The 21,350-nt window shown below is 70.0% G+C and carries 22 protein-coding genes; 2 read left to right on the top strand and 20 right to left on the bottom strand.

Annotated elements, in window-relative coordinates:
* Position 1: 1 nt before the first annotated feature.
* The 8 genes from ACN9MP_RS09790 to rpsB all read right to left on the bottom strand — a co-directional run bounded on the left by ACN9MP_RS09790 (position 2) and on the right by rpsB (position 5,968).
* A complete protein-coding gene (locus ACN9MP_RS09790; RefSeq protein WP_426319743.1) occupies positions 2-286 on the bottom strand; it encodes a hypothetical protein in 285 nt (94 codons plus the stop codon).
* Positions 287-289: 3 nt separating this feature from the next.
* On the bottom strand, positions 290-1,036 hold the full coding sequence (locus ACN9MP_RS09795; protein WP_426319745.1) for a lytic transglycosylase domain-containing protein: 747 nt from the start codon (positions 1,034-1,036) through the stop codon (positions 290-292).
* 58 nt (positions 1,037-1,094) lie between these two features.
* Positions 1,095-1,658: a DivIVA domain-containing protein gene (locus ACN9MP_RS09800; protein WP_426319747.1), complete on the bottom strand. Its 564-nt coding sequence runs from the start codon at positions 1,656-1,658 to the stop codon at positions 1,095-1,097.
* Positions 1,655-2,695, bottom strand: a complete 1,041-nt coding sequence (locus ACN9MP_RS09805; protein ID WP_426319749.1) for a phosphatidate cytidylyltransferase — start codon at positions 2,693-2,695, stop codon at positions 1,655-1,657. Before ACN9MP_RS09805 ends, ACN9MP_RS09800 begins: the two co-directional genes overlap by 4 nt.
* Positions 2,696-2,704: 9 nt before the next feature.
* Positions 2,705-3,259, bottom strand: a complete 555-nt coding sequence (frr, locus tag ACN9MP_RS09810) for a ribosome recycling factor (protein WP_426319751.1) — start codon at positions 3,257-3,259, stop codon at positions 2,705-2,707.
* A 52-nt stretch (positions 3,260-3,311) separates the two neighbouring features.
* Complete coding sequence (gene pyrH, locus ACN9MP_RS09815) at positions 3,312-4,031, bottom strand: UMP kinase (RefSeq protein ID WP_426319753.1); 720 nt, start codon at positions 4,029-4,031, stop codon at positions 3,312-3,314.
* 105 nt (positions 4,032-4,136) lie between these two features.
* A complete protein-coding gene (tsf, locus tag ACN9MP_RS09820; protein ID WP_426319755.1) occupies positions 4,137-4,964 on the bottom strand; it encodes a translation elongation factor Ts in 828 nt (275 codons plus the stop codon).
* A 104-nt stretch (positions 4,965-5,068) separates the two neighbouring features.
* On the bottom strand, positions 5,069-5,968 hold the full coding sequence (gene rpsB / locus ACN9MP_RS09825; RefSeq protein WP_426319757.1) for a 30S ribosomal protein S2: 900 nt from the start codon (positions 5,966-5,968) through the stop codon (positions 5,069-5,071).
* 333 nt (positions 5,969-6,301) lie between these two features.
* On the opposite strand from rpsB, the gene ACN9MP_RS09830 reads away from it, so the two are divergent.
* Positions 6,302-6,871: a murein hydrolase activator EnvC family protein gene (locus ACN9MP_RS09830; RefSeq protein WP_426319759.1), complete on the top strand. Its 570-nt coding sequence runs from the start codon at positions 6,302-6,304 to the stop codon at positions 6,869-6,871.
* A gap of 9 nt (positions 6,872-6,880) precedes the next feature.
* On the opposite strand, the gene ACN9MP_RS09835 is transcribed toward ACN9MP_RS09830, so the two are convergent.
* The 9 genes from ACN9MP_RS09835 to ACN9MP_RS09875 form a co-directional block, all read right to left on the bottom strand.
* The gene (locus ACN9MP_RS09835) at positions 6,881-7,786 is read right to left on the bottom strand and encodes a tyrosine recombinase XerC (RefSeq protein WP_426325976.1); all 906 of its coding nucleotides are present in this window, start codon (positions 7,784-7,786) and stop codon (positions 6,881-6,883) included.
* Positions 7,787-7,865: 79 nt separating this feature from the next.
* A complete protein-coding gene (dprA, locus tag ACN9MP_RS09840; RefSeq protein ID WP_426319761.1) occupies positions 7,866-9,047 on the bottom strand; it encodes a DNA-processing protein DprA in 1,182 nt (393 codons plus the stop codon).
* Positions 9,044-10,567, bottom strand: a complete 1,524-nt coding sequence (locus ACN9MP_RS09845; protein ID WP_426319763.1) for a YifB family Mg chelatase-like AAA ATPase — start codon at positions 10,565-10,567, stop codon at positions 9,044-9,046. The genes dprA and ACN9MP_RS09845 overlap by 4 nt, the downstream gene beginning before the upstream one ends.
* On the bottom strand, positions 10,564-10,932 hold the full coding sequence (locus tag ACN9MP_RS09850) for a YraN family protein (RefSeq protein ID WP_426319765.1): 369 nt from the start codon (positions 10,930-10,932) through the stop codon (positions 10,564-10,566). Before ACN9MP_RS09850 ends, ACN9MP_RS09845 begins: the two co-directional genes overlap by 4 nt.
* A 111-nt stretch (positions 10,933-11,043) precedes the next feature.
* Positions 11,044-11,367 (bottom strand): DUF2469 family protein, encoded by a 324-nt coding sequence (locus ACN9MP_RS09855; protein ID WP_109210601.1) that lies wholly within the window; start codon positions 11,365-11,367, stop codon positions 11,044-11,046.
* 60 nt (positions 11,368-11,427) lie between these two features.
* Complete coding sequence (locus ACN9MP_RS09860) at positions 11,428-12,087, bottom strand: ribonuclease HII (protein WP_426319767.1); 660 nt, start codon at positions 12,085-12,087, stop codon at positions 11,428-11,430.
* Positions 12,084-12,860, bottom strand: a complete 777-nt coding sequence (gene lepB / locus ACN9MP_RS09865; protein ID WP_426319769.1) for a signal peptidase I — start codon at positions 12,858-12,860, stop codon at positions 12,084-12,086. Before lepB ends, ACN9MP_RS09860 begins: the two co-directional genes overlap by 4 nt.
* Before the next feature lie 136 nt (positions 12,861-12,996).
* Complete coding sequence (gene rplS, locus ACN9MP_RS09870) at positions 12,997-13,344, bottom strand: 50S ribosomal protein L19 (protein ID WP_426319771.1); 348 nt, start codon at positions 13,342-13,344, stop codon at positions 12,997-12,999.
* A gap of 168 nt (positions 13,345-13,512) precedes the next feature.
* Positions 13,513-14,007, bottom strand: a complete 495-nt coding sequence (locus tag ACN9MP_RS09875; RefSeq protein WP_426319773.1) for an MFS transporter permease — start codon at positions 14,005-14,007, stop codon at positions 13,513-13,515.
* A gap of 118 nt (positions 14,008-14,125) precedes the next feature.
* Between ACN9MP_RS09875 and map the strand changes: the two genes are divergently transcribed.
* Positions 14,126-14,908 carry a type I methionyl aminopeptidase gene (gene map / locus ACN9MP_RS09880; protein WP_426319775.1) on the top strand — a complete coding sequence of 261 codons (783 nt, stop codon included), beginning with the start codon at positions 14,126-14,128 and terminating at the stop codon, positions 14,906-14,908.
* Positions 14,909-14,910: 2 nt separating this feature from the next.
* Here the strand turns inward: map and treZ are convergent, their stop codons facing one another.
* From treZ to glgX, 3 genes are read right to left on the bottom strand one after another with little or no spacing between them, the layout of a single operon-like run.
* Positions 14,911-16,647: a malto-oligosyltrehalose trehalohydrolase gene (gene treZ / locus ACN9MP_RS09885; RefSeq protein ID WP_426319777.1), complete on the bottom strand. Its 1,737-nt coding sequence runs from the start codon at positions 16,645-16,647 to the stop codon at positions 14,911-14,913.
* Complete coding sequence (gene treY / locus ACN9MP_RS09890) at positions 16,644-18,989, bottom strand: malto-oligosyltrehalose synthase (RefSeq protein WP_426319779.1); 2,346 nt, start codon at positions 18,987-18,989, stop codon at positions 16,644-16,646. Before treY ends, treZ begins: the two co-directional genes overlap by 4 nt.
* A gap of 13 nt (positions 18,990-19,002) precedes the next feature.
* On the bottom strand, positions 19,003-21,216 hold the full coding sequence (glgX, locus tag ACN9MP_RS09895; RefSeq protein ID WP_426319781.1) for a glycogen debranching protein GlgX: 2,214 nt from the start codon (positions 21,214-21,216) through the stop codon (positions 19,003-19,005).
* Between the last annotated feature and the right edge of the window lie 134 nt (positions 21,217-21,350).

Below are 21,350 nucleotides of genomic sequence, written 5' to 3' on the forward strand. Positions count from 1 at the left end.
GTCAGGCCACCTTCCAGCAATGCGGATGCCAGTGCCGCCGGGCCGCCAGGTCGGCGGCATCACCCAGCACGCCGTCGGCGCGCCAGATCACGAGGTGGGCGACGCCGACGTCGATCGGGCGACCGCAGCCGGGGCACGTGTAAGTCTTCTGGGCCTGGGCAGCCGACACCGGCTGCACTGTCCACTCAACGCCCCGGCGCACCTCGGTGCGCTTCCAGCCGGCGAGAAGGCGCTCGAACGAATCGTCGCCGCTCGAGTCGTGCCGGCGGCGGTTGGACCTCGGCACAGCTCAATACCAGCCCGTGCGCTGCGAGTGGCCCCACGCTCCGCAGGGAGTGCCGTAGCGACCCCCGATGTAGCCGAGGCCCCAGGTGATCTGCGTCGCGGGGTTGGTCTCCCAGTCCGCGCCGGCGGACGCCATCTTGCTCCCCGGCAGGGCCTGAGGGATTCCGTAGGCGCCGCTCCCGGCGTTGTACGCGTTCACGCGCCAGCCGGACTCCTTCTTCCACAAGGCCACCAGGCAGGCGAACTGATCGTCGCCCCACCCGCGCGCCCTGACCATGTCGTACGCGATGGCCTGGGCCGAGCCGGGATTCGGCGCCGCGAACGGCGGACGCCATCCGCCGGACGACGTCGTCGCCGTCACGGTGGGTGTGGGCTTCGGCTTGACGTAGACCGTGTAATTGCCGCGATCCAGGACGGCAGGCTCCGCGGCGGGCGCGTCTTCGTCCCCCGCCCGCGCCTGGACATCGCCGAGCGAGCTGGCGTAGAGCGACACCGCGTCATCGTCTGCGCTGGTCTGGGCGAGCGCCAAACCCGTCGGACCGATGTACGCCGCGACGAAGCCCAGCACCGCGAATGCGGCGAAGGCGCCGACGACACCCCGTCTGCGGGACCACCGCGCCGACAAGGTACGAACGGGCACCGCACGGGCCGGCGCCGGAGTGAGAGTCGAAACGGCGGCGGTCGTCTTCCGCACCGACATCTCGTGACGACGGGCGCGCCTGGTCGGGTGCAGCTCGTTTCCAGAAGTCACAGTGCCCCGATTCTCGCATACCGTCCGCAGGCCATGCCATCCGCGCCGAAGACCGGCGTCACTTGACGGCGAGCATGACCTCGACGACGGCATCGAGCACCGCGTCCACCTGCGTCTCGCGGTAGCCTCCCCGCTGCATCCGGAACGCGACCGAGCGCACCTGCTCGACCGTCACCGCGTCGCCGGCCTCGAGATAGCGGACAAGTTTGTCGGTGACGAGGTCGACCTCGGCGATCCGGTAGCCGTACCGCAACCGTGACACCCGGTCGAACCGCTTCGTGGCGGGACGGGACAGCCGGTCGAGGATCTCCTGTGCGAGCTCGCGGGTGTGGCCCACCCACGCGCGCATGCCCGACTCGGCCACCGCGGACGAGCGCTCGCGAGCGGCGAAGGCGTCCTCGATCCGGCCGAGCGCAGCATCCACCGACGCGATCACATAGCCGTGACGCACAAGCGGGAACGCGGCCTGCCGGATGTCGGCCGAACTGAGCTCGTCGGTGCCTCCCTCGAACGAGGCCCGCGCCCGCGCGAGGAACTCATCGACCGGCTGCTTCTCGTAGCCCTTGTCCCGTCCGCGCGTCTCAGGGAACGATGAGCGCACGCCCGTCTCGGATGCCGTCATGATGCCACCAGCGGAGTGAACAGGTAGTACAGCGCGAGCGCAGCCACGACCGAGAGCAGGATCGAGTCGAGGCGATCCAGAACACCGCCGTGACCAGGGAGCCACGAGCTCATGTCCTTGATGCCCAGATCGCGCTTGATCATGGATTCTCCCAGGTCGCCGACCGTCGCCGTGGCGAGGACCGCGATGCCGAACACGACGCCCATCCACCAGGGAAGACCCAGCATGAACATCGCGACGAGCACGCCGGCGATGATGGCGGCGGCGCCGGCACCGGCGAAGCCTTCCCAGGTCTTCTTCGGGCTGATCCGCGGGGCCATGGGGTGCTTGCCCATCGTGATCCCCGCGACGTACGCGCCGGTGTCGACGGCGACCGCCACGATGATGAAGGAGAGCACCCACCATTCGCCGCCGTCCTTGCTGAGCAGGACGAGGCAGAGGCTGGTCAGGAAGGCGACGTAGATCTGCAGGAAGGAGGCGATGAGCACGTCTCCGAGGACCGCGACGTACGTGCGCCCGTCATGCGCGGCCATCTGGCCGACGAGACGCCACACCACGACGAAGGCGATCGCGACGAAGAGGAGCACCCAGTGAAGCCACGCGTCGACGAAGTACGCCGATACGACCACGACCGCACCGGCGATCAGCTGGGGTACCAGGTCGACGCGGCGACCGCTGACGATGAGCGCGCGGGAGAACTCGAAGATCGCCAGGAGCGCCGCCGCGAGCGCGAACGGGACGAAGGCCCACTTCACGAACACGAGCGAGCCGATCAGCACGGCCCCGATCGCCAGGCCGATCAGGGTCGCGACGATGAGGTCACGACCCGTGCGCTGCTTGATGCGCTCGTTCGCCTCCTCGAAGTCGGCCCTCGCCTGCGCCACCTGCGTCTCCAGCTCGGTGCGCGCTGCACGAAGATGCGAGCCCAGGGGGCCCGTGTCGTGCGGCTGGCCAGGGCGACGCACGTCACCCGCCTCGCGACGCGTCTGCGGCGGGGCGGGGTCTTCGCCGAGAGGCGGACCGGATGCGGTGGTCATCTGCGGGACTCAGACCTCGAGGAGCTCGGCTTCTTTGCGCTTGAGCGCCTCGTCGATCGCGTCGACGTGCGCGCGCGTGAGCGCGTCGAGCTCCTTCTCGCCCCGCGCGAGTTCGTCGTCGCCGATCTCGCCCTTCAGTGCGTCGATGTCGTCCTTGGCCTTGCGGCGGATGCCGCGCACGTGGACCTTGGCGTCCTCGCCCTTGGAACGGGTGAGCTTGACGTACTCCTTGCGGCGCTCCTCCGTGAGCTCGGGCATCGTGACACGCACGAGGTTGCCGTCGTTCGTCGGATTCACACCCAGATTCGGGATGTCGCGGATCGCCTGCTCGATCGCCTTGAGTGCCGACTTGTCGTAAGGCGTGATGAGGAGCGTGCGGGCCTCGGGGTTGTTGATCGACGCGAGCTGCGCGAGCGGCGTAGGGCTGCCGTAGTAGTCGACGAGCACCTTCTGGAACAGCTGGGGGTTCGCGCGCCCGGTGCGCACCGTGGCGAAGTCCTCCTTCGCCGCCTCGACGGCGCGGTCCATGCGCACTCCGGCATCGGCCAAGACGTCCGCGATCACAGTGTCTCCTTCGCGTAGATGGGCTGGTTGCAGTCTATCGAGGGCAGAGCGGTCACGCCGTGACGAGCGTGCCGATGGCCTCGCCGAGGAGCGCCCTGGTCACGTTGCCCTCGGGCTCCATGCCGAAGACGCGCATGTCCATCTTGTTGTCCATGCACAGACTGAAAGCCGTCGAGTCCACGACCTTGAGGCCGCGCTGGAGCGCGTCGAGGTAGGTGATGCGGTCGATGCGGGTGGCCGAGGCATCCTTCTTGGGGTCGGCCGTGTACACGCCGTCCACGCCGTTCTTCGCGACGAGCACCTCCTGCGCGTCGATCTCCAGCGCCCGCTGTGCGGCGACGGTGTCGGTGGAGAAGTACGGCAGGCCGGCGCCTGCGCCGAAGATCACGACGCGGCCCTTCTCCATGTGGCGCTCGGCCCGGCGCGGGATGTACGGCTCGGCGACCTGGGTCATCGAGATCGCGGACTGCACGCGGGTGGCCGCACCGGCCTGCTCGAGGAAGTCCTGAAGGGCGAGCGCGTTCATGACCGTGCCGAGCATGCCCATGTAGTCCGCGCGCCCCCGGTCCATGCCGCGCTGGCTGAGTTCGGCGCCGCGGAAGAAGTTGCCGCCTCCGACGACGACGGCGATCTCCACGCGGTCGACGGCGGCTGCGATCTCCTGCGCCATCTGACTGACCACATCGGGGTTGACGCCGAGCTGGCCCCCGCCGAACGCTTCGCCGGACAGCTTCAGAAGGACGCGACGGCGCCCGGTGTTCTCGTTGATCACTGTGGTCCTCTCGATGACGACAAACTATCGGGCTAATGTGACGAACTATCGAAGGGCATGAGAAAAGGCCCGCATCGGGGTGCCGATGCGGGCCTTCTCATGGGGTCAGGCGCCGACCTTGTAGCGGGCGAAGCCCGTCAGGGTCAGACCGGCGTCCTTAGCGACCTGCGCGACAGACAGCTTGTTGTCCTTCGCGTAGTCCTGGTCGAGCAGGGAGACCTGCTTGAAGAACGCGTTGACGCGGCCCTCGACGATCTTCGGAAGGGCGGCCTCCGGCTTGCCCTCGTTGCGGGAGATCTCGGTGACGATCTCGCGCTCCTTCTCGACGTCGGCCTCCGGCACCTCGTCGCGCGAGAGGTACGAGGGGTTCGCGAACGAGATGTGCTGCGCGAGGCTGCGCGCCGTCTCGGCGTCGTCGCCCGAGTAGGCGAGCACCACACCGACCTGCGGCGGCAGGTCCTTGCTGGTCTTGTGGAGGTAGATCTCGAACTTGTCGCCCGAGAGGGTGCTCACGCGACGCAGCTCGACCTTCTCGCCGATGATGGCGGCCTCGTCCGAGATCAGCTCGGCGACGGTCTGGCCGCCGGCAGGTGCGGCGAGGGCGGCCTCAGCCGACTCGGCGTGGGCGGCGGCAGCGGCGTCGAGGACCTTGTCGGCCAGCGCGATGAAACGGTCGTTCTTCGCGACGAAGTCGGTCTCGGTGTTGAGCTCGATGATCGTGACCTGACCGTCGACCTGCTTCGCGGCGACGAGGCCCTCGCTGGTGGAGCGGTCGGCGCGCTTGGCGTTGCCCTTCGCGCCCTTGAGGCGGAGGATCTCGACAGCCTTCTCGAGGTCGCCGTCGGCCTCCTCGAGCGCCTTCTTGGTGTCGACCATGCCGGTGCCGAGCTGCTCGCGCAGCGCCTTGATGTCGGCGATCGTGAAGTTTGCCATGGGTGGCGGCTCCTTGATTGTGTGAATTCTCGTGGATGCCTCGGCGGGACCGCCCTGGACACTGCGGTCAGGATGATCCCGCCGAGGCGGAGTGCGTGTGAGCCTTACTCGGCGGTGGTCGCCTCGACGGCCTCTGCAGTCTCGGCAGCCTCGGCGCCCGACTCGTCGGCGGCCGACTCGGTGGCGGCGGTCTCGACAGCGGCGACCTCGGTCTCGACAGCGGCGACCTCGGTCTCGACGGGCGCGCCCTGCTCGAGCAGCTCGCGCTCCCAGTCGGCCAGCGGCTCGGCGTCAGCAGCCTCGTCGCTGGGCTGGTGGCGCTGGATGAGGCCCTCCGCGGCGGCGTCGGCGATGATGCGGGTGAGCAGGCCCACCGAGCGGATCGCGTCGTCGTTGCCGGGGATCGGGTACTGGAACTCGTCGGGGTCGGCGTTGGTGTCGAGGATGCCGATCACCGGGATGCCGAGCTTCGACGCCTCGTCGATCGCGAGGTGCTCGCGCTTGGCGTCGACGACCCAGATGGCCGAGGGGGTCTTCTGGAGGTTGCGGATGCCGCCCAGCGACTTGTGCAGCTTGTCGAGCTCGCGCTTCTTGAGCAGGAGCTCCTTCTTGGTGAAGCCGCTCGCCGCGGGGTCTTCGAAGTCGAGCTCCTCCAGCTCCTTCATGCGCGCAAGACGCTTCGAGACGGTGGAGAAGTTGGTGAGCAGACCACCGAGCCAGCGCTGGTTGACGTAGGGCTGGCCGACGCGCGTGGCCTGCTCGGCGATGACTTCCTGCGCCTGCTTCTTGGTGCCGACGAAGAGGATGGTGCCGCCGTGGGCGACCGTCTCCTTGACGAACTCGTACGCCTTGTCGATGTACGTCAGCGACTGCTGGAGGTCGATGATGTGGATGCCGCTGCGCTCGGTGAGGATGAAGCGCTTGACCTTCGGGTTCCACCGGCGGGTCTGGTGTCCGAAGTGGACGCCGCTGTCGAGCAGCTGGCGAATGGTGACGACGGCCATGGCCGTTCTCCTTTTCCGGCGCCTCGGCGCCTGTTGCGGTTGTGATCGCGCCGGCGGAGCCGGCGGGCCTGGTGCCCGGCTCATTCCCGCCCCGCACTCACTCACGAGCGTTCGAGGGGACCGTTGGGGATGGATGCCGCGCCACACCCTTCGTCAGACTCGGGGTGTGCGGCGCTGTGGGCACGCGGAGTCACTCCGACACGCGGAGTGCGCACCCAGTGTATCAGCAGCCGGCCCGGTCGACCCTCCTCCCCCGGGCGCCTGCGGCGATCGTCGTCCACCGACCGGCGACATCCGCAGAGCGCCGAGCACCGTCTGCTGGAGAGTCGAGCCATGACGACTTCGACACTCCACCTTCGGCGGCGCGCCCGGTGGGCGGCTGCGGGCATCCTGGCGGGGGCGGTGGCGGCGGTGCTCGCACAGCCGGCGGCGGCCTCGACGGAGACACGAGAACGGTTCCCGCCACCGCCCGATCCGGGCTCGGTCGTGCTGGAGAGGGACTGGGCATGGCCGCTGCACCAGCCGTTCCGCCTGGAGCGCCCGTTCGTCGCTCCGGCGCACGAGTACGGACCGGGCCATCGCGGTGTCGACCTCGCACCGCTCGGCGACGAGGTGGTGCACGCTCCGGCTGCCGGCGTGGTGGCCTTCTCCGGTGAAGTCGCCGGGCGCGGCATCCTCACGATCGATCACGGGGGCGGCCTGGTGTCGACGCTCGAGCCGGTGCGATCCGACCTCGAGGCGGGCGTCCTGGTGGCGAGGGACGCGCCCGTGGCGCAGCTTGCGACCGGCGGGCACGCGCCGCTGGGCGTGCTCCACTTCGGAGTTCGGCGGGACGGCGAGTACCTGAATCCGCTGATCCTCCTGGGAGGCGTCCCGCGCGCCGTGCTCCTCCCCTGCTGCTGACGTCCGGTGTCAGGCCCGCGGGTGCGCGAGGCGGTACGAGGCGGCCAGCCGCTCGCTCGAGACGTGCGTGTAGATCTGGGTCGTCCCCAGGCTGGCGTGACCGAGCATCTCCTGCACCGCGCGGAGGTCCGCGCCGCCATCGAGAAGGTGCGTCGCCGCGGAGTGCCTCAGGGCGTGGGGCCCGACCTGGGCGCCAAGCTCGGGCCCCACGGTGCGCGACACCAGGTCGTAGACGGCGCGCGAGCCGACCCGCCCTCCTCGTGCACCGAGGAAGAGAGCCGCCGTGGAGGACTCTTGCGGCCGACGGGCGATGAGCGCCGGCCGACCGCGCACGAGGTAGGCGTCGACGGCCCGAAGCGCCGGGAGCCCGAAGGGGACGACGCGCTCCTTGGCGCCCTTGCCGAGAACGCGAGCGGTGCGGCGGTCACGGTCGAGGTCTCCGACGTCGAGGCCGCACAGCTCTGAGACGCGCAGTGCCGCGCCGTAGAGCATCTCCAGCATCGCGTGGTCGCGCAACGCGAGCGGGTCCCCATCGGCCGCTGCCGTCTCGAGCCGCTCCAGAACCACCCCCAGTGCATCGGCGGTCGCCACCTTCGGCAGGGTGCGCCCCCGCTTGGGGGCGACGAGCCGGAGGCTCGGGTCCGCGGCGACGGCTCCCGTCTCGGTCGCCCACGCGAAGAAGCCCCGCACGGCGGCGGTGCGGCGGGCGATGGTGGCGCGGCTGTCGCCGTGCTGCACGGCCTGCCAGAGCCACTCGCGCAGATTGTCGAGGTCGACATCCGCGAGACGGATGTCGCCGCAGGCGGCCGCGAGCCCGCCGAGGTCGGACCGGTACGCTCGCACGGTCGCCGGCGACAGCCGACGCACCTCTGCGAGGTGGCGGAGGTACGCCTCGGCCGCTTCCCCGATGTCCACCATCCCAGCTTGCGCCCGGTCGACCCCGCACCTGCGCTGCGACGCACCTCGCCGAGCCATCACCCGCCGTCGTCGGCCGTCATCTGCCCAGACGCACGAGCCTCCACCCGTCGACGCCGGAATCGATCACGCCTTTGAGCTGCAGGAGCCCGAGGATGCCCTCGACCGCGTCCGTCGACATCCCGGCCCGTCGCGCGACCTCGAGGGTGTCCCGCCATACCCGCGTGCTCATCGCATCCTTCACTCTGGTCGCGTCGTCGGTGTAGCCGTGCCCTGTGGTCCCTGTCGGCTGTGATTCGGTGAGCCCGAGCATCTCACGGACGTCGTCGGCGCCGGTGATGCACTCCGCGCCGTACTCGCGGATGAGCCGGTGGGTGCCGGCGGAGGTGGCGGACGTGATGGGGCCGGGTACCGCGCCGAGTGGGCGGCTGAGTGCGGCGGCGTGCCCGGCGGTGTTGAGCGATCCGCTTCGCCATCCCGCCTCCACCACCACTGTGGCGCCAGCGAGAGCCGCGATGAGCCGGTTCCGCTGCAGGAATCTCCATTTGGTCGGTGCCGCCCCGCAGGCGACCTCGCTGAGCACCACGCCGTGGGCGGCGACATCGTCGAGGAGCTTCGTATGTCCGGCCGGGTACGCGCGATCCGCTCCCCCGGCGAGCAACGCCACCGTGAGCCCGCCCGCAGCCAGGGTGGCGCGGTGAGCAGCGCCGTCGATGCCGTAAGCGCCCCCGGAGACAATGGCGACGCCACTGGCGGCGAGCTCCGCCGCCAACTCCATCGCGACGTGATCGCCGTACCGGGACGCTGCGCGCGCGCCCACGATGGCGACCGACGGCTCGAGGCGCCGAAGCGCCGACACGTCACCGCGCACCCAGAGGCACAGCGGCGCGTGCGCACCGAGGTCGTCCAGCTGGGCCGGCCAATCGGCGTCCGCCGGGGTGACGAACGCGACCCCGCGGGCGGCGGCGGCGGTCAGCGCTTCGGAGACCGCACGCGCGGAGAGCCGCGGCAGCCAGCGTTTGCGGCCTTCCGCCAGTTCGCGGCCCGTGAGCTCGGCGGGGTCGCCTTCGAGCATCGCCTCGAGTGCGCCCACGGCACCGCGCGCGGCGATGAGGCGACCCGCCGCAGAATCGCCGGGCTCGACGAGCTGGCACCAGACCGCCGTGGCGTACCTGTCACGAGCTGCTTCGGCGTCATACTCGACCCCGGCCGGCGCGAGCGCGCGACGGGCGGTGTCGGCGCTGAGATCGAGCCGGGTCACAGCTCGATCCCCTTCTTGAGGTAGAGCGCTCGGCCGATATGCTCGGCGCCCAGCTGCCCGCGTCCTTCGATGTCGGCGAGCGACCACGCGACGCGCAGCACGCGGTCGTACCCTCGCAGCGTCAGTGCGCCCCGGTGCAGGGCCGCATCGAGCGGCCGCCGCACGACCGGCGAGGGAGCCGCCGGTCCTTCTCGCAGCCACGTGCCCGGCACGTCGGCGTTGACCTTCCACGGCGTGCCCGCCAGGCGGTGGCCGGCCCTCGCGCGAGCCTCGGCGACACACTGCCGGGCGGTCGCCGTGGACATCCCCGACCCCCGATCGCGCTGGGCCACGGCGACGCGCGTCAGCGTGAGCTCGATGTCCATGCGGTCGAGCAGCGGCCCCGACAACCGACCGAGATATCGTCGGATCGCTGCCGGCGGACAGGTACACGTGCCACCGCGGATGCCGTAGTCGCCGCAGGGGCAGGGGTTCGTCGCCAGCACGAGCTGGAAGCGCGCCGGATACTGGGCCTGGACGCCCGCCCGGTGGATAGTGATCGAGCCCGATTCGAGCGGCTGCCGCAGCGCGTCCAGCGCGCTCGACGTGAATTCGCCCGCCTCGTCCAGGAAGAGCACGCCCTCACTGGCGCGAGCGATCGCTCCGGGGCGGACGACGCGGGATCCGCCGCCGACGAGCGCCGCGACGCTGGCGCTGTGGTGTGGGGCCTCGAACGGAGGCGTGCGCGACATCTCGACCACTCGCGATCCAGCCAGGCTGCGGATGGATGCGCTCGCCAGCGCGGCCCGATCGTCGAGCTCGGGCAGTATGCCCGGCAGACGCCGCGCCAGCATGGTCTTTCCCGCACCCGGCGGCCCGCACATCAAGAGGTGGTGCCCGCCCGCCGCGGCGACGACGAGCGCCTCGACGGCGTCTCGCTGACCGATCACCTCCGACAGGTCCAGCGCCGCTTCCGGCACCGCCTCGTCGTCGGGCAGCGAGACCGGCTCCTCGTCGGCGACCTCGACATCGCCGCCATGCCATGCGAGGACCTGGGCGAGGTTGACGGCGGCGAGCACGTCCACCCCGTCGACGAGAGCTGCCTCCGCGCCGTTGGCGTGCGGCACCACGACGCGTCGATGACCCGCGCGGCGCGCGGCGACGACAGCGGGGAGGACGCCCGGCACGGGTCGCAGCCGGCCGTCGAGCCCGAGCTCGCCGATATGCACGGTGGAGGCCACCGATGCGGCATCCATCGCCGACTCCGTGGCGAGCGAGGCGACCGCGATGGCGACGTCGAAGCCGGAGCCGTGCTTGGGCAGGCTCGCCGGCGAGAGGTTGACCGTGAGCCGACGGCGCGGCAGCGGGACGCCGCTGTTCGCGCACGCGTTGTGGACGCGCTGCACCGCTTCCCCGAGGGCCTTGTCGGGCAGACCGATGATGCGGAACTCCGGTGTCTGCTTCGACAGGTCGGCCTCGACCTCCACGCACTCGCCCTCGGCGCCGAGGAGAGCGACAGCCCACGTGCGTGCGACGCTCATGGCACCTCCACGTCGACGAGGTGCTCCAGCAGCGCGGTCGAGGGATCGGCGCCGGTCAGCCCGACCGCGTCTATGCGCAGCCGGCGACCGTGCACCACGTCGCCGTGGGCGCTCGCCCACGCGACGGCCAGGCGCCACAGGCGTACGCGCTTGCGCGCGTCGATCGCCTCGAACGGATGCCCGAACGCGTCCCCGCGCCTCGTCTTGACCTCGACCGCGACGACCACGGAGTCGTCTGCGACCACCAGGTCGAGCTCGCCTCCCCGGCACCGCCAGTTCCGGGCGAGGACCGTGAACCCCAGCGTCTCGAAGTATCGGGCGGCGCGGTCCTCGCCGGCGCGCCCGAAGACGTCTTTCTCTGCCATCCCGGAATCGTCGCGTGCGCGGGCACCCGCGCGGACGCCGGGGAGCGGCATCCGTTCAGAACCCGTGAGAAATACGCGAAACGCCCAGCTGGGGAGGAGGCGGTGACGCGCTCAGTTGTCGAGCGAGAGCTCTTCGGGAAGATGGAAGTCCCGGCGAGAGAGCTCTTCGACGTTCACGTCTTTGAAAGTGAGCACTCGCACGGCCTTCACGAACCGGTCAGCGCGGTAGATGTCCCACACCCACACGTCGGACATCGAGATCTCGAAGTAGAAGTCGTGCTCTGTGTCGCGGCGAACGACGTTGACCTCGTTCGCGAGGTAGAAGCGCCGCTCCGTCTCGATCACGTACTGGAACTGCGAGACGACATCGCGGTACTCGCGGTACAGCGCGAGCTCGAGTTCGCGGTCGTAGTCTTCGAAGACCTCGTCATCCATGGTGGTTCCATCCTATGGGCGTGAGCGTGCGCCGCGACGCGGGTCGGCGGGGACGAACGTTCAGAACAGGGTCGGCGCGTCGCCGAGCGACCACGACGCCCGATGGTGCCGGCTGATGCCGTGGGTGCGGATCGCCTCGCGGTGGTCCGGGCTGGCATAACCCTTGTTACGGGCCCAGTTGTACGCGGGCAGCTCGTCGTGGAGATCGGTCATGAGCCGGTCGCGCGCGACCTTGGCGATGACGGATGCCGCCGCCGCCGACGCGCAGTCGCGGTCGGCCTTGATGACGGGCCGCACGGTCAGGCTCCACGCGCCCGCGGGACGGATGTAGTCGTAGTTGCCGTCGAGGATCACGATGGCGTCCTCGGGAACGATGCCGTGCGCGCGGAGGTCGGCGATCGCGCGGATCGACGCCAGGCCGAGGGCCCGCATGATGCCGATCTCGTCGATCTCCTCCGAGCTCGCCCAGCCCACCGCGCTCGCCACCACCCACGAGGCCGCGCGGGATGCCACGTCGGCCCGCTTGACCTCCGGGACGAGCTTCGAGTCGCGCAGACCCTGCGGAATCCGCTTGCGGGATCGCGGTGCGTCGACCACGGCCGCCCCGACGGCCACCGGTCCGGCCAGCGCGCCACGCCCGACCTCGTCGCAGGCGATGACGAGGGTGTGTTCGCGCAGCAGGCGGCGCTCGAGCGTGAGACGAGGCTCCGCGACCGTCACGGCGCGCCGCCCTCCGGCTCCGGGTCGGGGACGCTCACGAACACCTCGTGATGGAAGTCCAGGAAGCCGAACCTGTCGAACGGCCAGGTCACCAGGAAGGCGCGGCCGACGACGTTGTCGATCGGCACGAACCCCTTGCCCGGCTGATCGGTGTTGTAGCGCGAGTCTTTGGAGCGGTACCGGTTGTCGCCCAGCACCCAGAGGCTGCCCGCGGGAACCACGACATCGAAGGGATCGCCCGACGCCGCCGAGTCGGCAGCCGGCACCTCGATGTAGTCGACCTCGTCGATCGGCACGTCGTTCACCGTGATCTGGCCGACCGAGTTGCAGCAGACGACGTGGTCGCCGGGCAGCCCGATGACACGCTTGACGAGATGGTCGTCGCTGTCCGGTGCGGCGAGCCCCACGAGCGAGAGCACCCACTCCGCCGCCTCGACCACCGGCGGCCGCGCCGGATCCGTGCTCGGTGGAAGCCAGCCGCCCGGGTCCTGGAAGACGATGATGTCACCGCGCTCGTAGCTTCCGAATCGCGGCGTGATCTCGTCGACGAGGATGCGGTCCTTGACGTGCAGCGTCTGCTCCATCGAGCCCGAGGGGATGTAGAAGGAACGCACCAGGAAGGTCTTGACGACGAGCGAGACCAGCACGGCGATCAGGACGATCACGAGCACGTCCCGCAGGAAGACCAGCCAGCCGCGACGACGAGGCTGTGAGGTGGTGGCGGGCCCGGGCCCCGGCGCCGGTTCGGCCGGAGCCGACTTCTCGGTCGTCATTGAGTTCCTTCACGGGGCGCAGACGTTCGCAGCGACCCGCCTTCAAGGGTCGCACACTCCGGGCCGCTCCGGAGGACGGACGAAGCCCCGGACGCGAACGTCCGGGGCCTCGTGACGGTGCGGCGGAAACCGCGCGTCAGTTGTCGCGCTTCTCCTTGATCTTGGCCTTCTTGCCACGGAGGTTGCGCAGGTAGTACAGCTTGGCGCGACGCACGTCACCACGGGTCACGACCTCGATGTGGTCGATGACCGGGGAGTGCACCGGGAAGGTGCGCTCGACGCCGACCTGGAAGCTGATCTTGCGGACCGTGAAGGTCTCGCGGACGCCGTCGCCCGAGCGGCCGATGACGACACCCTGGAAGACCTGGATGCGCGAGCGGTTGCCCTCGGTGATGTTGACGTGCACCTTGACGGTGTCGCCGGCGTGGAAAACGGGGATGTCGGAGCGGAGCGAAGCCGCATCGACGGCGTCGAGGATCTGCATGATCGTCTCTCTCTGCGGCCGCCACAGGTCGACCGCGGGAAGGATGGGAAAGGAATGTGTGTGCCGCAGGCCTCCGGCGTCACGCCGTGCAGCTGGTTCCCCTGAGGCAGAACCGGTCAGGGCACAAACAACCATTCTGCCATGGATGCCCCACCCAGCCAAACCGCGTCAGCTCGCGGGCGGCACCTGCTTCTCGGTGATCACGATGACCTCTCGCTCCTCCGCCTCGGGAGCGTCGGCGCGAGCGGGGATGTACGCCAGGCCCTCGGCGGTGTGGAGCACGAAGCGCGACGGCCGGGCCTCACTCCACAACTGCCACAGCTCGAGCCAGAACAGCCCCACGCCGGCGAGGATGGTCACGACCATCACGGGCGCCCACCACGACTCTGCGAAGAAGCCCAGCGAGATGACGAGGGCGTGCCACACCGTGAAGCCCAGCACGTCCCACCACGACACGGCGCGATGCGCGCGCACGGTTCCGCGTGCCCGCACCAGCAGGGTGAGGATGAGCTGCCACACGAAGACGCCGGGTATCGCGAGGAACAGCACCCACAGGAACGCCCATCCACCGGCGCTGAAGGCGGCCCATCCGACGAGGAGCCACAGCGGCAGCAGGAACGCGGCCGGAATGAGCCAGCCGAAGAATGCGCGACGCAGCCACATGCCCCTGATGCTACGCCTCCCGACCGCGCATGTGGTCGGTGTGCGCGCGCCGCGGAGCATCCTCCCAGCCGCCTCCCCTGCGGTCCGACAGAATGGAGGGGAACGAGAGGATCCCCACATGATCGAGCTGCGCACGCCTGCCGAGATCGAGGCGATGAAGGCCGCCGGGCGTTTCGTCGCCGAGACGCTCGCGACCCTGCGCGACGAGACCAAGGTGGGGACCAACCTGCTCGCGATCGACCGCCGCGCCCACGACCTCATCCGCCGAGCGGGCGCGGAATCCTGCTACATCGACTACCACCCGTCGTTCGGCGCGCGTCCCTTCGGCAAGGTCATCTGCACCTCGGTGAACGACGCGGTGCTGCACGGGCTGCCGTTCGACTACGCGCTGCGAGATGGCGACCTGGTGTCGCTCGACTTCGCGGTCGCCGTCGACGGCTGGGTGGCGGACTCGGCCGTCTCGTTCGTCGTGGGCACCCCGCGCGACGAGGACCTCGCCCTCATCGACACCACGGAGAGGGCACTGGATGCTGCGATCACGGCCGCGGTCGTGGGCAATCGCATCGGCGACATCTCCGCGGCGATCGCCGGGGTCGCCCATGGCGACGGCTACTCCATCAACACGGACTTCGGCGGCCACGGCGTGGGCCGCATCATGCACGGCGATCCGCACGTGCCCAACGACGGCAAGGCTGGTCGCGGCTACCCGCTGCGGGCCGGACTGGTGGTCGCCCTCGAGCCGTGGTTCCTTCAGACGACCGACGAGCTCGTGACAGACCCCGACGGCTGGACGCTCCGTTCCGTCGACGGATCGCGTGGCGCCCATTCCGAGCACACCGTCGCGATCACCGACGACGGACCCATCGTGCTGACCGATCGTTCGTGGCTGGGCGTCCGCTGACGTCAGGGGGGGTCGGCGCGTCCAGTCACCGCGGCTGAGCGGGGCGGCAGCACCAGTTCGTCACCCGTGATCCCGCCGTCGGGCGCCGTGACGAGCAGCACGAGATCTGCCCCGGCGGCGAGCAGTCGCACCTGCTCGGGCGAGAAGTTCACGACGATCTCGAGAGACCCCCGGCGCAGCCGGAACCACCTCTCGTGCTCGTCCGCTGCGGCCGTGAGGTCGGCGAGACCGGGCGCGGTCAGCTCCGGCCTGCTCCGCCGAAGCGCGAGGAGGTCGCGGTAGAGCGAGAGGATGCGCGCGTGGGAGCCGGCATCCTTCTCCTCCCACCGCAGCTGCGAACGACGGAACGTCTCGGGATCCTGCGGGTCGGGCACGACGGACTCGTCCCAGCCCATGCGCGCGAACTCGGCCGTGCGTCCTCGGGCCGTGGCCTCGCCGAGCTCGGGCTCGGGGTGCGACGTGAAGAACTGCCACGGCGTGGATGCGGCCCACTCCTCGCCCATGAAGAGCATGGGGGTGAACGGCGAGAGCACGGTGAGGACGGCGGCGATGGCCAGACCCCCCTCGTCGAGCGTCTGCGAGAGGCGGTCGCCGGCGGCGCGATTTCCGATCTGGTCGTGATCCTGCGAGAAGGTGACGAGCCGCCACGCCGGGATGCGGGGATCGATCGGATGCCCGTGCGGACGGCCGCGGAAGGACGAAAACGTGCCGTCGTGGAAGAACCCGCGTGTCGACGCTTTCACGAGCGAACCGAGCGGCGCGAAGTCGGCGTAGTACCCGGTGGTCTCGCCGGTGAGCGCGACGTGGAGTGCGTGGTGGTAGTCGTCGCTCCACTGGGCGGTGAGCCCGTACCCGTCCGCCTCGCGGGCGGCGATCAGACGAGCGTCGTTCAGGTCGGATTCGGCGATCAGCGTGAGCGGCCGACGCAGGTGCGCGCTCAGCGCGTCGACCGCTTCTGCGAGCTCCTGCAGGATGTGCACCGGTCCTCGGTCCTGCAGCGCATGGACGGCGTCGAGGCGGAGTCCGTCGACGTGGTAGTCGCGCAGCCACATCAGCGCGTTGTCGACGATGTAGCGCCGCACCTCCGGCTCGTCGAGGTCGACCGACGATCCCCACGTGTTGGACTCCGCGTCGCGGAGGTACGGCCCGAACTCGGGGAGGTAGTTCCCGCTCGGCCCGAGGTGGTTGTACACGACGTCCTGGATGACGCCCAGACCCGCCTCGTGGCAGGCATCCACGAAGCGCTGGTAGGCCGCCGGGCCGCCATAGGGCTCGTGGACGGCGTACCAGAGCACTCCGTCGTAGCCCCAGTTGTGAACGCCGTTGAAGGCGTTCACGGGCAGCAGCTCCACGAAGTCGACCCCGAGGTCGACGAGGTGGCCGAGGCGCCGCGCGGCGGCATCCAGCGTCCCCTCGGGAGTGAACGTGCCGATGTGCAGCTCGTAGATCACGCCGCCGGCGAGCTGGCGTCCCGTCCACGCGCTGTCGCGCCACTCGTACGCGGCCGGGTCGAACACTGCGCTGAGGTCGTGGACTCCGCGGGGCTGGCGGCGGGATCGCGGGTCGGGCCGAGCGTCCTCGGCACCGTCGAGCACGAACCCGTACTCCTCGCCGTCGGACAGCTCCAGACCCGCACTCCACCAGCCGCCGTCGCGGGCGGTCATGGGCGTATCCGAGCCCCGGCCCGGGGCACGAAGCGCCACCGCGGCGGCGCGCGGTGCCCATACGGCGGGGATCACGAGCGCTCCCCCGGGATCAGCAGGGCGACCGGGTACACGTCGAGCAGCTCGCCCATCGCGATGTGGTCGGTGAAGGTGCGTCCGGTCAGGACATCGGTCGTCGGTCCTGCGTGCCTCAGCAGCATCGTGTCCTCCCACGCGGAGCCGGTGGCCTCGCCGCGCCGGGCGAGCCCGACCGGCAGTCGTGTCGCCACCGCCACCGCGCCACCGCGGTCCACGGCGATCGCGTGCCCGGCGGCGGATCCTGTCACGGTCATCGGCGTGTAGCGCGAGAACAGCTCCGGGCGATCGCGCCGCAGCCGCAGGGCCCGCGCGGTGACCAGCAGCTTGGCGGCGCCGGTCCGGTCGATGACCGGCTGCTCCCCCGCGTCGATGCGTGCGAGCAGACGCCGGCGCTCGGCGAAGTCCACGGCACGACGGTTGTCAGGGTCGACGAGGCTCTGTTCCCACAGCTCGCTCCCCTGGTACACGTCGGGAACGCCGGGCCCCGTGAGCTGGAGCAGCTTGGCCGAGAGCGAGTTCGACCATCCGGCTCCCTCGATCTCGGCGACGAACGATGCCACCCTTGCGGCGACATCCGTGTCATCGAACGCGGCGTCGACGAGCGCGTGCATGCGCCGCTCGAACGCCTCGTCGGGCTCGAGCCACGACGTCGCCTCGCCGGCCTCGCGCGCCGCTTTCTCGGCGTAGGCGTGAAGGCGTTCGCGCGACGCGGGCCACGCGCCGATGATCGCCTGCCAGAGCAGCGCATCGAAGGGGCCGTGACCGGTGGACGCGGCATCCGTCAGCTCCCCCAGCACCTCCGCCCACCGCTCGGGGATCTCGGACAGAACGCTCAAGCGGGCACGGACGTCTTCGCCGCGCTTGGTGTCGTGGGTCGACAGCGTCGTCATCGAGTGCGGCCAGGCCGCGTGCCGGGCGGCCTGGGCCGCATGGAACTCGTCCACGGACAGCGCGAACACCGAGGGGTCGGCGCCGACCTCCGTGAGGGTGCCGAGACGGGTCGTCCGGTAGAAGGCGGTGTCTTCGACGCCCTTGGCCATCACCATGCCGCTCGTCTGCTGGAAGCGGAGGGCGGCCGGATGCCGGGGGTCGGTCAGCGACCGCAGCACGGTGTCGAGCGCGCGCCCGAGGTCGGGACGATGGGCCCGCGCAGCCGCGGCCGCCTCGTCGAGGTGCTCGCGTCCGGCCGGCAGATACGACCGGTAGACGGGGAATCGTGCCAGAAGCTCGGTCAGGGCGTCCTCGGTGGCCTGATCGTCGTCCGCCCCGAGCTCGCGGGCGAGCCGGCGCACCTCCGAGCGGAGTATCCCCTCGGCGATCGCGCGCTTCGTCCCCGCGATCACGTCATGCCACGGGCGTGAGGCAGGCAGACCCGAACGCTCCCGCAGTGAGGCGTCGAGCGCATCGAGCCGCGCTTCGCCCGCCGGGTCCACGAGAACACGGTCGATGTCGGCAAGCGCCTCGTACCCGGTCGTGCCGTCCGCCGCGAAGAACTGCGGCAGGGCCTCGCCGTGTTCGAGGATCTTCTCGACGAGCACATAGCGGCCCCCCGTCAGCGCGCCCAGACGCTCGAGGTAGTCGACCGGTGCACGCAGACCGTCCGGGTGGTCGACACGGAGCCCGTCGACCAGCCCGTCTGCGAACCAGCTGCGGATCTCGGCGTGAGCGTCTTCGAAGACGGCAGGATCCTCCACGCGCACGGCGGCCAGGCTCGAAACGCCGAAGAACCGGCGATAGTTGAGCTCGTCGGCTTCGCGCCGCCAGTGCATCAATTCATAATGCTGCCGCGCGTGCACGGCCAGCACGTCGTCGCCATCCCGGTCGGCGCTCCCCGGCGCGAGCGGGAAGCGGTGGTCGTAGTACCGCAGCAGGCCGGCCTCGACGCGCAGCGCGCCGGAGGCCGCCGCCTGCTCGAGGTCCTCACCGAGGACCGGGAGCCGCAGCCGGCCGTGACCGAACTCCCAGTCGATGTCGAAGGACCTCGCGTAGCGGGAGCCACGCCCATGCGTCAGGACGTCCCACCACCAGGCGTTCTCCTCCGGACGTGCGACGCCGACGTGGTTGGGCACGATGTCGACGAGAACCCCGTGACCGGCGCCGTGAAACGCCCGCGACGCCCGCTCCAGCCCGTCTCTCCCACCGCGGGCGGGATCAACGGTGGAGGGGTCGACAACGTCGTAGCCGTGGTCGGAGCCCTCCGAAGAGGTGAGGATCGGCGAGAAGTAGATCCAGTCGGCTCCGAGAGCCGTCACGTACTCCCGCACCGACGCAGCGTCGTCGAGCGTGAAGGAGGGACGGATCTGGAGGCGGTACGTGGACAGTGGTCGCGACGTCGGCACGGCGGCGTTCTCCTCAGCGGCTCAATTCGGGTCGCGGCGCGGCGCCCGGCACCTCGTCGGGACCGGCGACGCTCGTCACGGCGAGCGAGGCCGCCACCGAGTGGTCGATCTCGGGCTCGGCCTCCTCGTGCTCGCGCAGCACCATCAGCGAACGACCGAGCACCGACAGCGTGGAGCCCGGGGCGACCGGATCCGTATCGGCATGCAGTCCCGCGGTGTCGACGACGACGTCCCACTCAGGGCTGAACTCGACATCCGGGATCACGAAGTCGACGGCGTCGTCTCCGGCGTTGAAGAGCACGATGAAGTGCTTGTCGGCGATGAGCTCGCCGCGGCGGTCCCGTTCCCGGATGCCGTCGCCGTTGAGGAAGACCGCCACGGCGCGCCCGAATCCCGCATCCCAGTCCTCGGGCTGCATCTGCGTGCCGTCGGGGCGCGCCCAGACGATGTCGGGGATCGGCGCTCCCTCCTCCCTCCGCACCGGACGACCGTCGAAGAAGCGGCGACGGCGGAAGGTGGGGTGCTCGCGACGCAGTCGCGCGAGCGCCGCCGTGAACTCCAGCAGCGGCTGGTCGACCGCCGACCAGTCCACCCACGTGATCTCGTTGTCCTGCGCGTAGCCGTTGTTGTTCCCGCCCTGCGTGCGGCCGAGCTCGTCACCGTGCAGCAGCATGGGCACACCCTGCGACACCAGCAGTGTCGCGATGAAGTTCCGCTGCTGACGCGCCCGCAGAGTCAGCACCTTCGGGTCGTCGCTCGGGCCCTCGACGCCGCCGTTCCACGAGCGGTTGTGCGATTCCCCGTCGTTGTTGTCCTCGCCGTTGGCCTCGTTGTGCTTCTCGTTGTACGAGACGAGATCACGCATCGTGAAGCCGTCATGGGCGGTGACGAAGTTGATGGATGCCACGGGCCGCCGCCCGGAGTGCTCGTAGAGGTCCGCCGATCCGGTGAGTCGCGAGGCGAACTCGCCCAGGGTCGCGGGCTCGCCACGCCAGAAGTCGCGCACCGTGTCACGGTACTTGCCGTTCCACTCGGTCCACTGCGGCGGAAAGTTTCCGACCTGATAGCCGCCGGGGCCGACGTCCCACGGCTCGGCGATGAGCTTCACCTGCGACACCACCGGGTCCTGCTGCACGAGTTCGAAGAAGGTCGCGAGGCGGTCGACCTCGTAGAACTCGCGCGCGAGCGTCGAGGCGAGGTCGAACCGGAACCCGTCGACGTGCATGTCGAGCACCCAGTAACGCAGCGAATCCATGATCAGCTGCAGTGTGTGCGGGTTACCGACGTTGAGGCTGTTCCCGGTGCCGGTGTAGTCGGTGTAGTAGCGCTTGTCGTCGTCCTCGAGCCGGTAGTACGACTCGTTGTCGATGCCGCGCATCGACAGGGTCGGCCCGAGGTGGTTGCCCTCGGCGGTGTGGTTGTAGACGACGTCGAGGATGACCTCGATGCCGGCCGCGTGCAGCGCCTTCACCATCGCCTTGAACTCCTGCACCTGCTGGCCGCGCTGGCCGTTGGCGGCGTACGTGTTCTGCGGGGCGAAGAACGCGATGGTGTTGTACCCCCAGTAGTTCGAGAGTCCCTTCTCCTCGAGCACGGAGTCGTTGACGAACTGATGCACGGGCATGAGCTCGATCGCGGTGATCCCCAGCTTCTGCAGGTGCTCGATGATGGCAGGGTGCGCGATCGCGCTGTAGGTGCCGCGGATCTCCTCGGGGATGGCCGGGTGCAGCTGCGTGAGACCGCGCACGTGGGCCTCGTAGATGAAGGACTCGGAGTACGGCGTCTTCGGCAGTCGGTCGCCGCTCCAGTCGAAATACGGATTGACGACGACGCCCATCATCTGATGCGCTGCCGAGTCCTCGTCGTTGCGGGAGTCGGGGTCGCCGAAGTCGTACCCGAAGACCTCCTGGCCCCACTCGACCTGGCCTTCCACGGCCTTCGCGTACGGATCGAGCAGGAGCTTGCTGGCGTTGAAGCGCTTGCCCGACCGGGGGTCGAACTCACCGTGCACGCGGTACCCGTACCGTTGGCCCGGCTGCACCGACGGCACGTACCCGTGGTGGACGTAGGCATCGACGTCGACGAGATCGACCCGGGTCTCGTTGCCGGCGTCGTCGAACAGGCACAGCTCGACGCGCTCGGCTCCTTCGCTGTAGAGCGCGAAGTTCGTGCCACTTCCATCGAAGGTGGCGCCCAACGGGTAAGGGGAACCGGGCCAGATCTGCATAAGACTCCATTTTCGGCGGGGCCTCCAACCTAGCGGGCGCGAAGAAGCGGACTGCGGGGCTGGCGCGAACGCCGTCGAGCGGGTAGGCGCGGAAGGATGGCGGCGGCCGTCTCACATCCGTCCGCAGAGCCGTG

Source organism: Microbacterium sp. E-13, from assembly GCF_049912955.1.
In the GTDB taxonomy this organism is placed as follows: Bacteria; Actinomycetota; Actinomycetes; order Actinomycetales; family Microbacteriaceae; genus Microbacterium.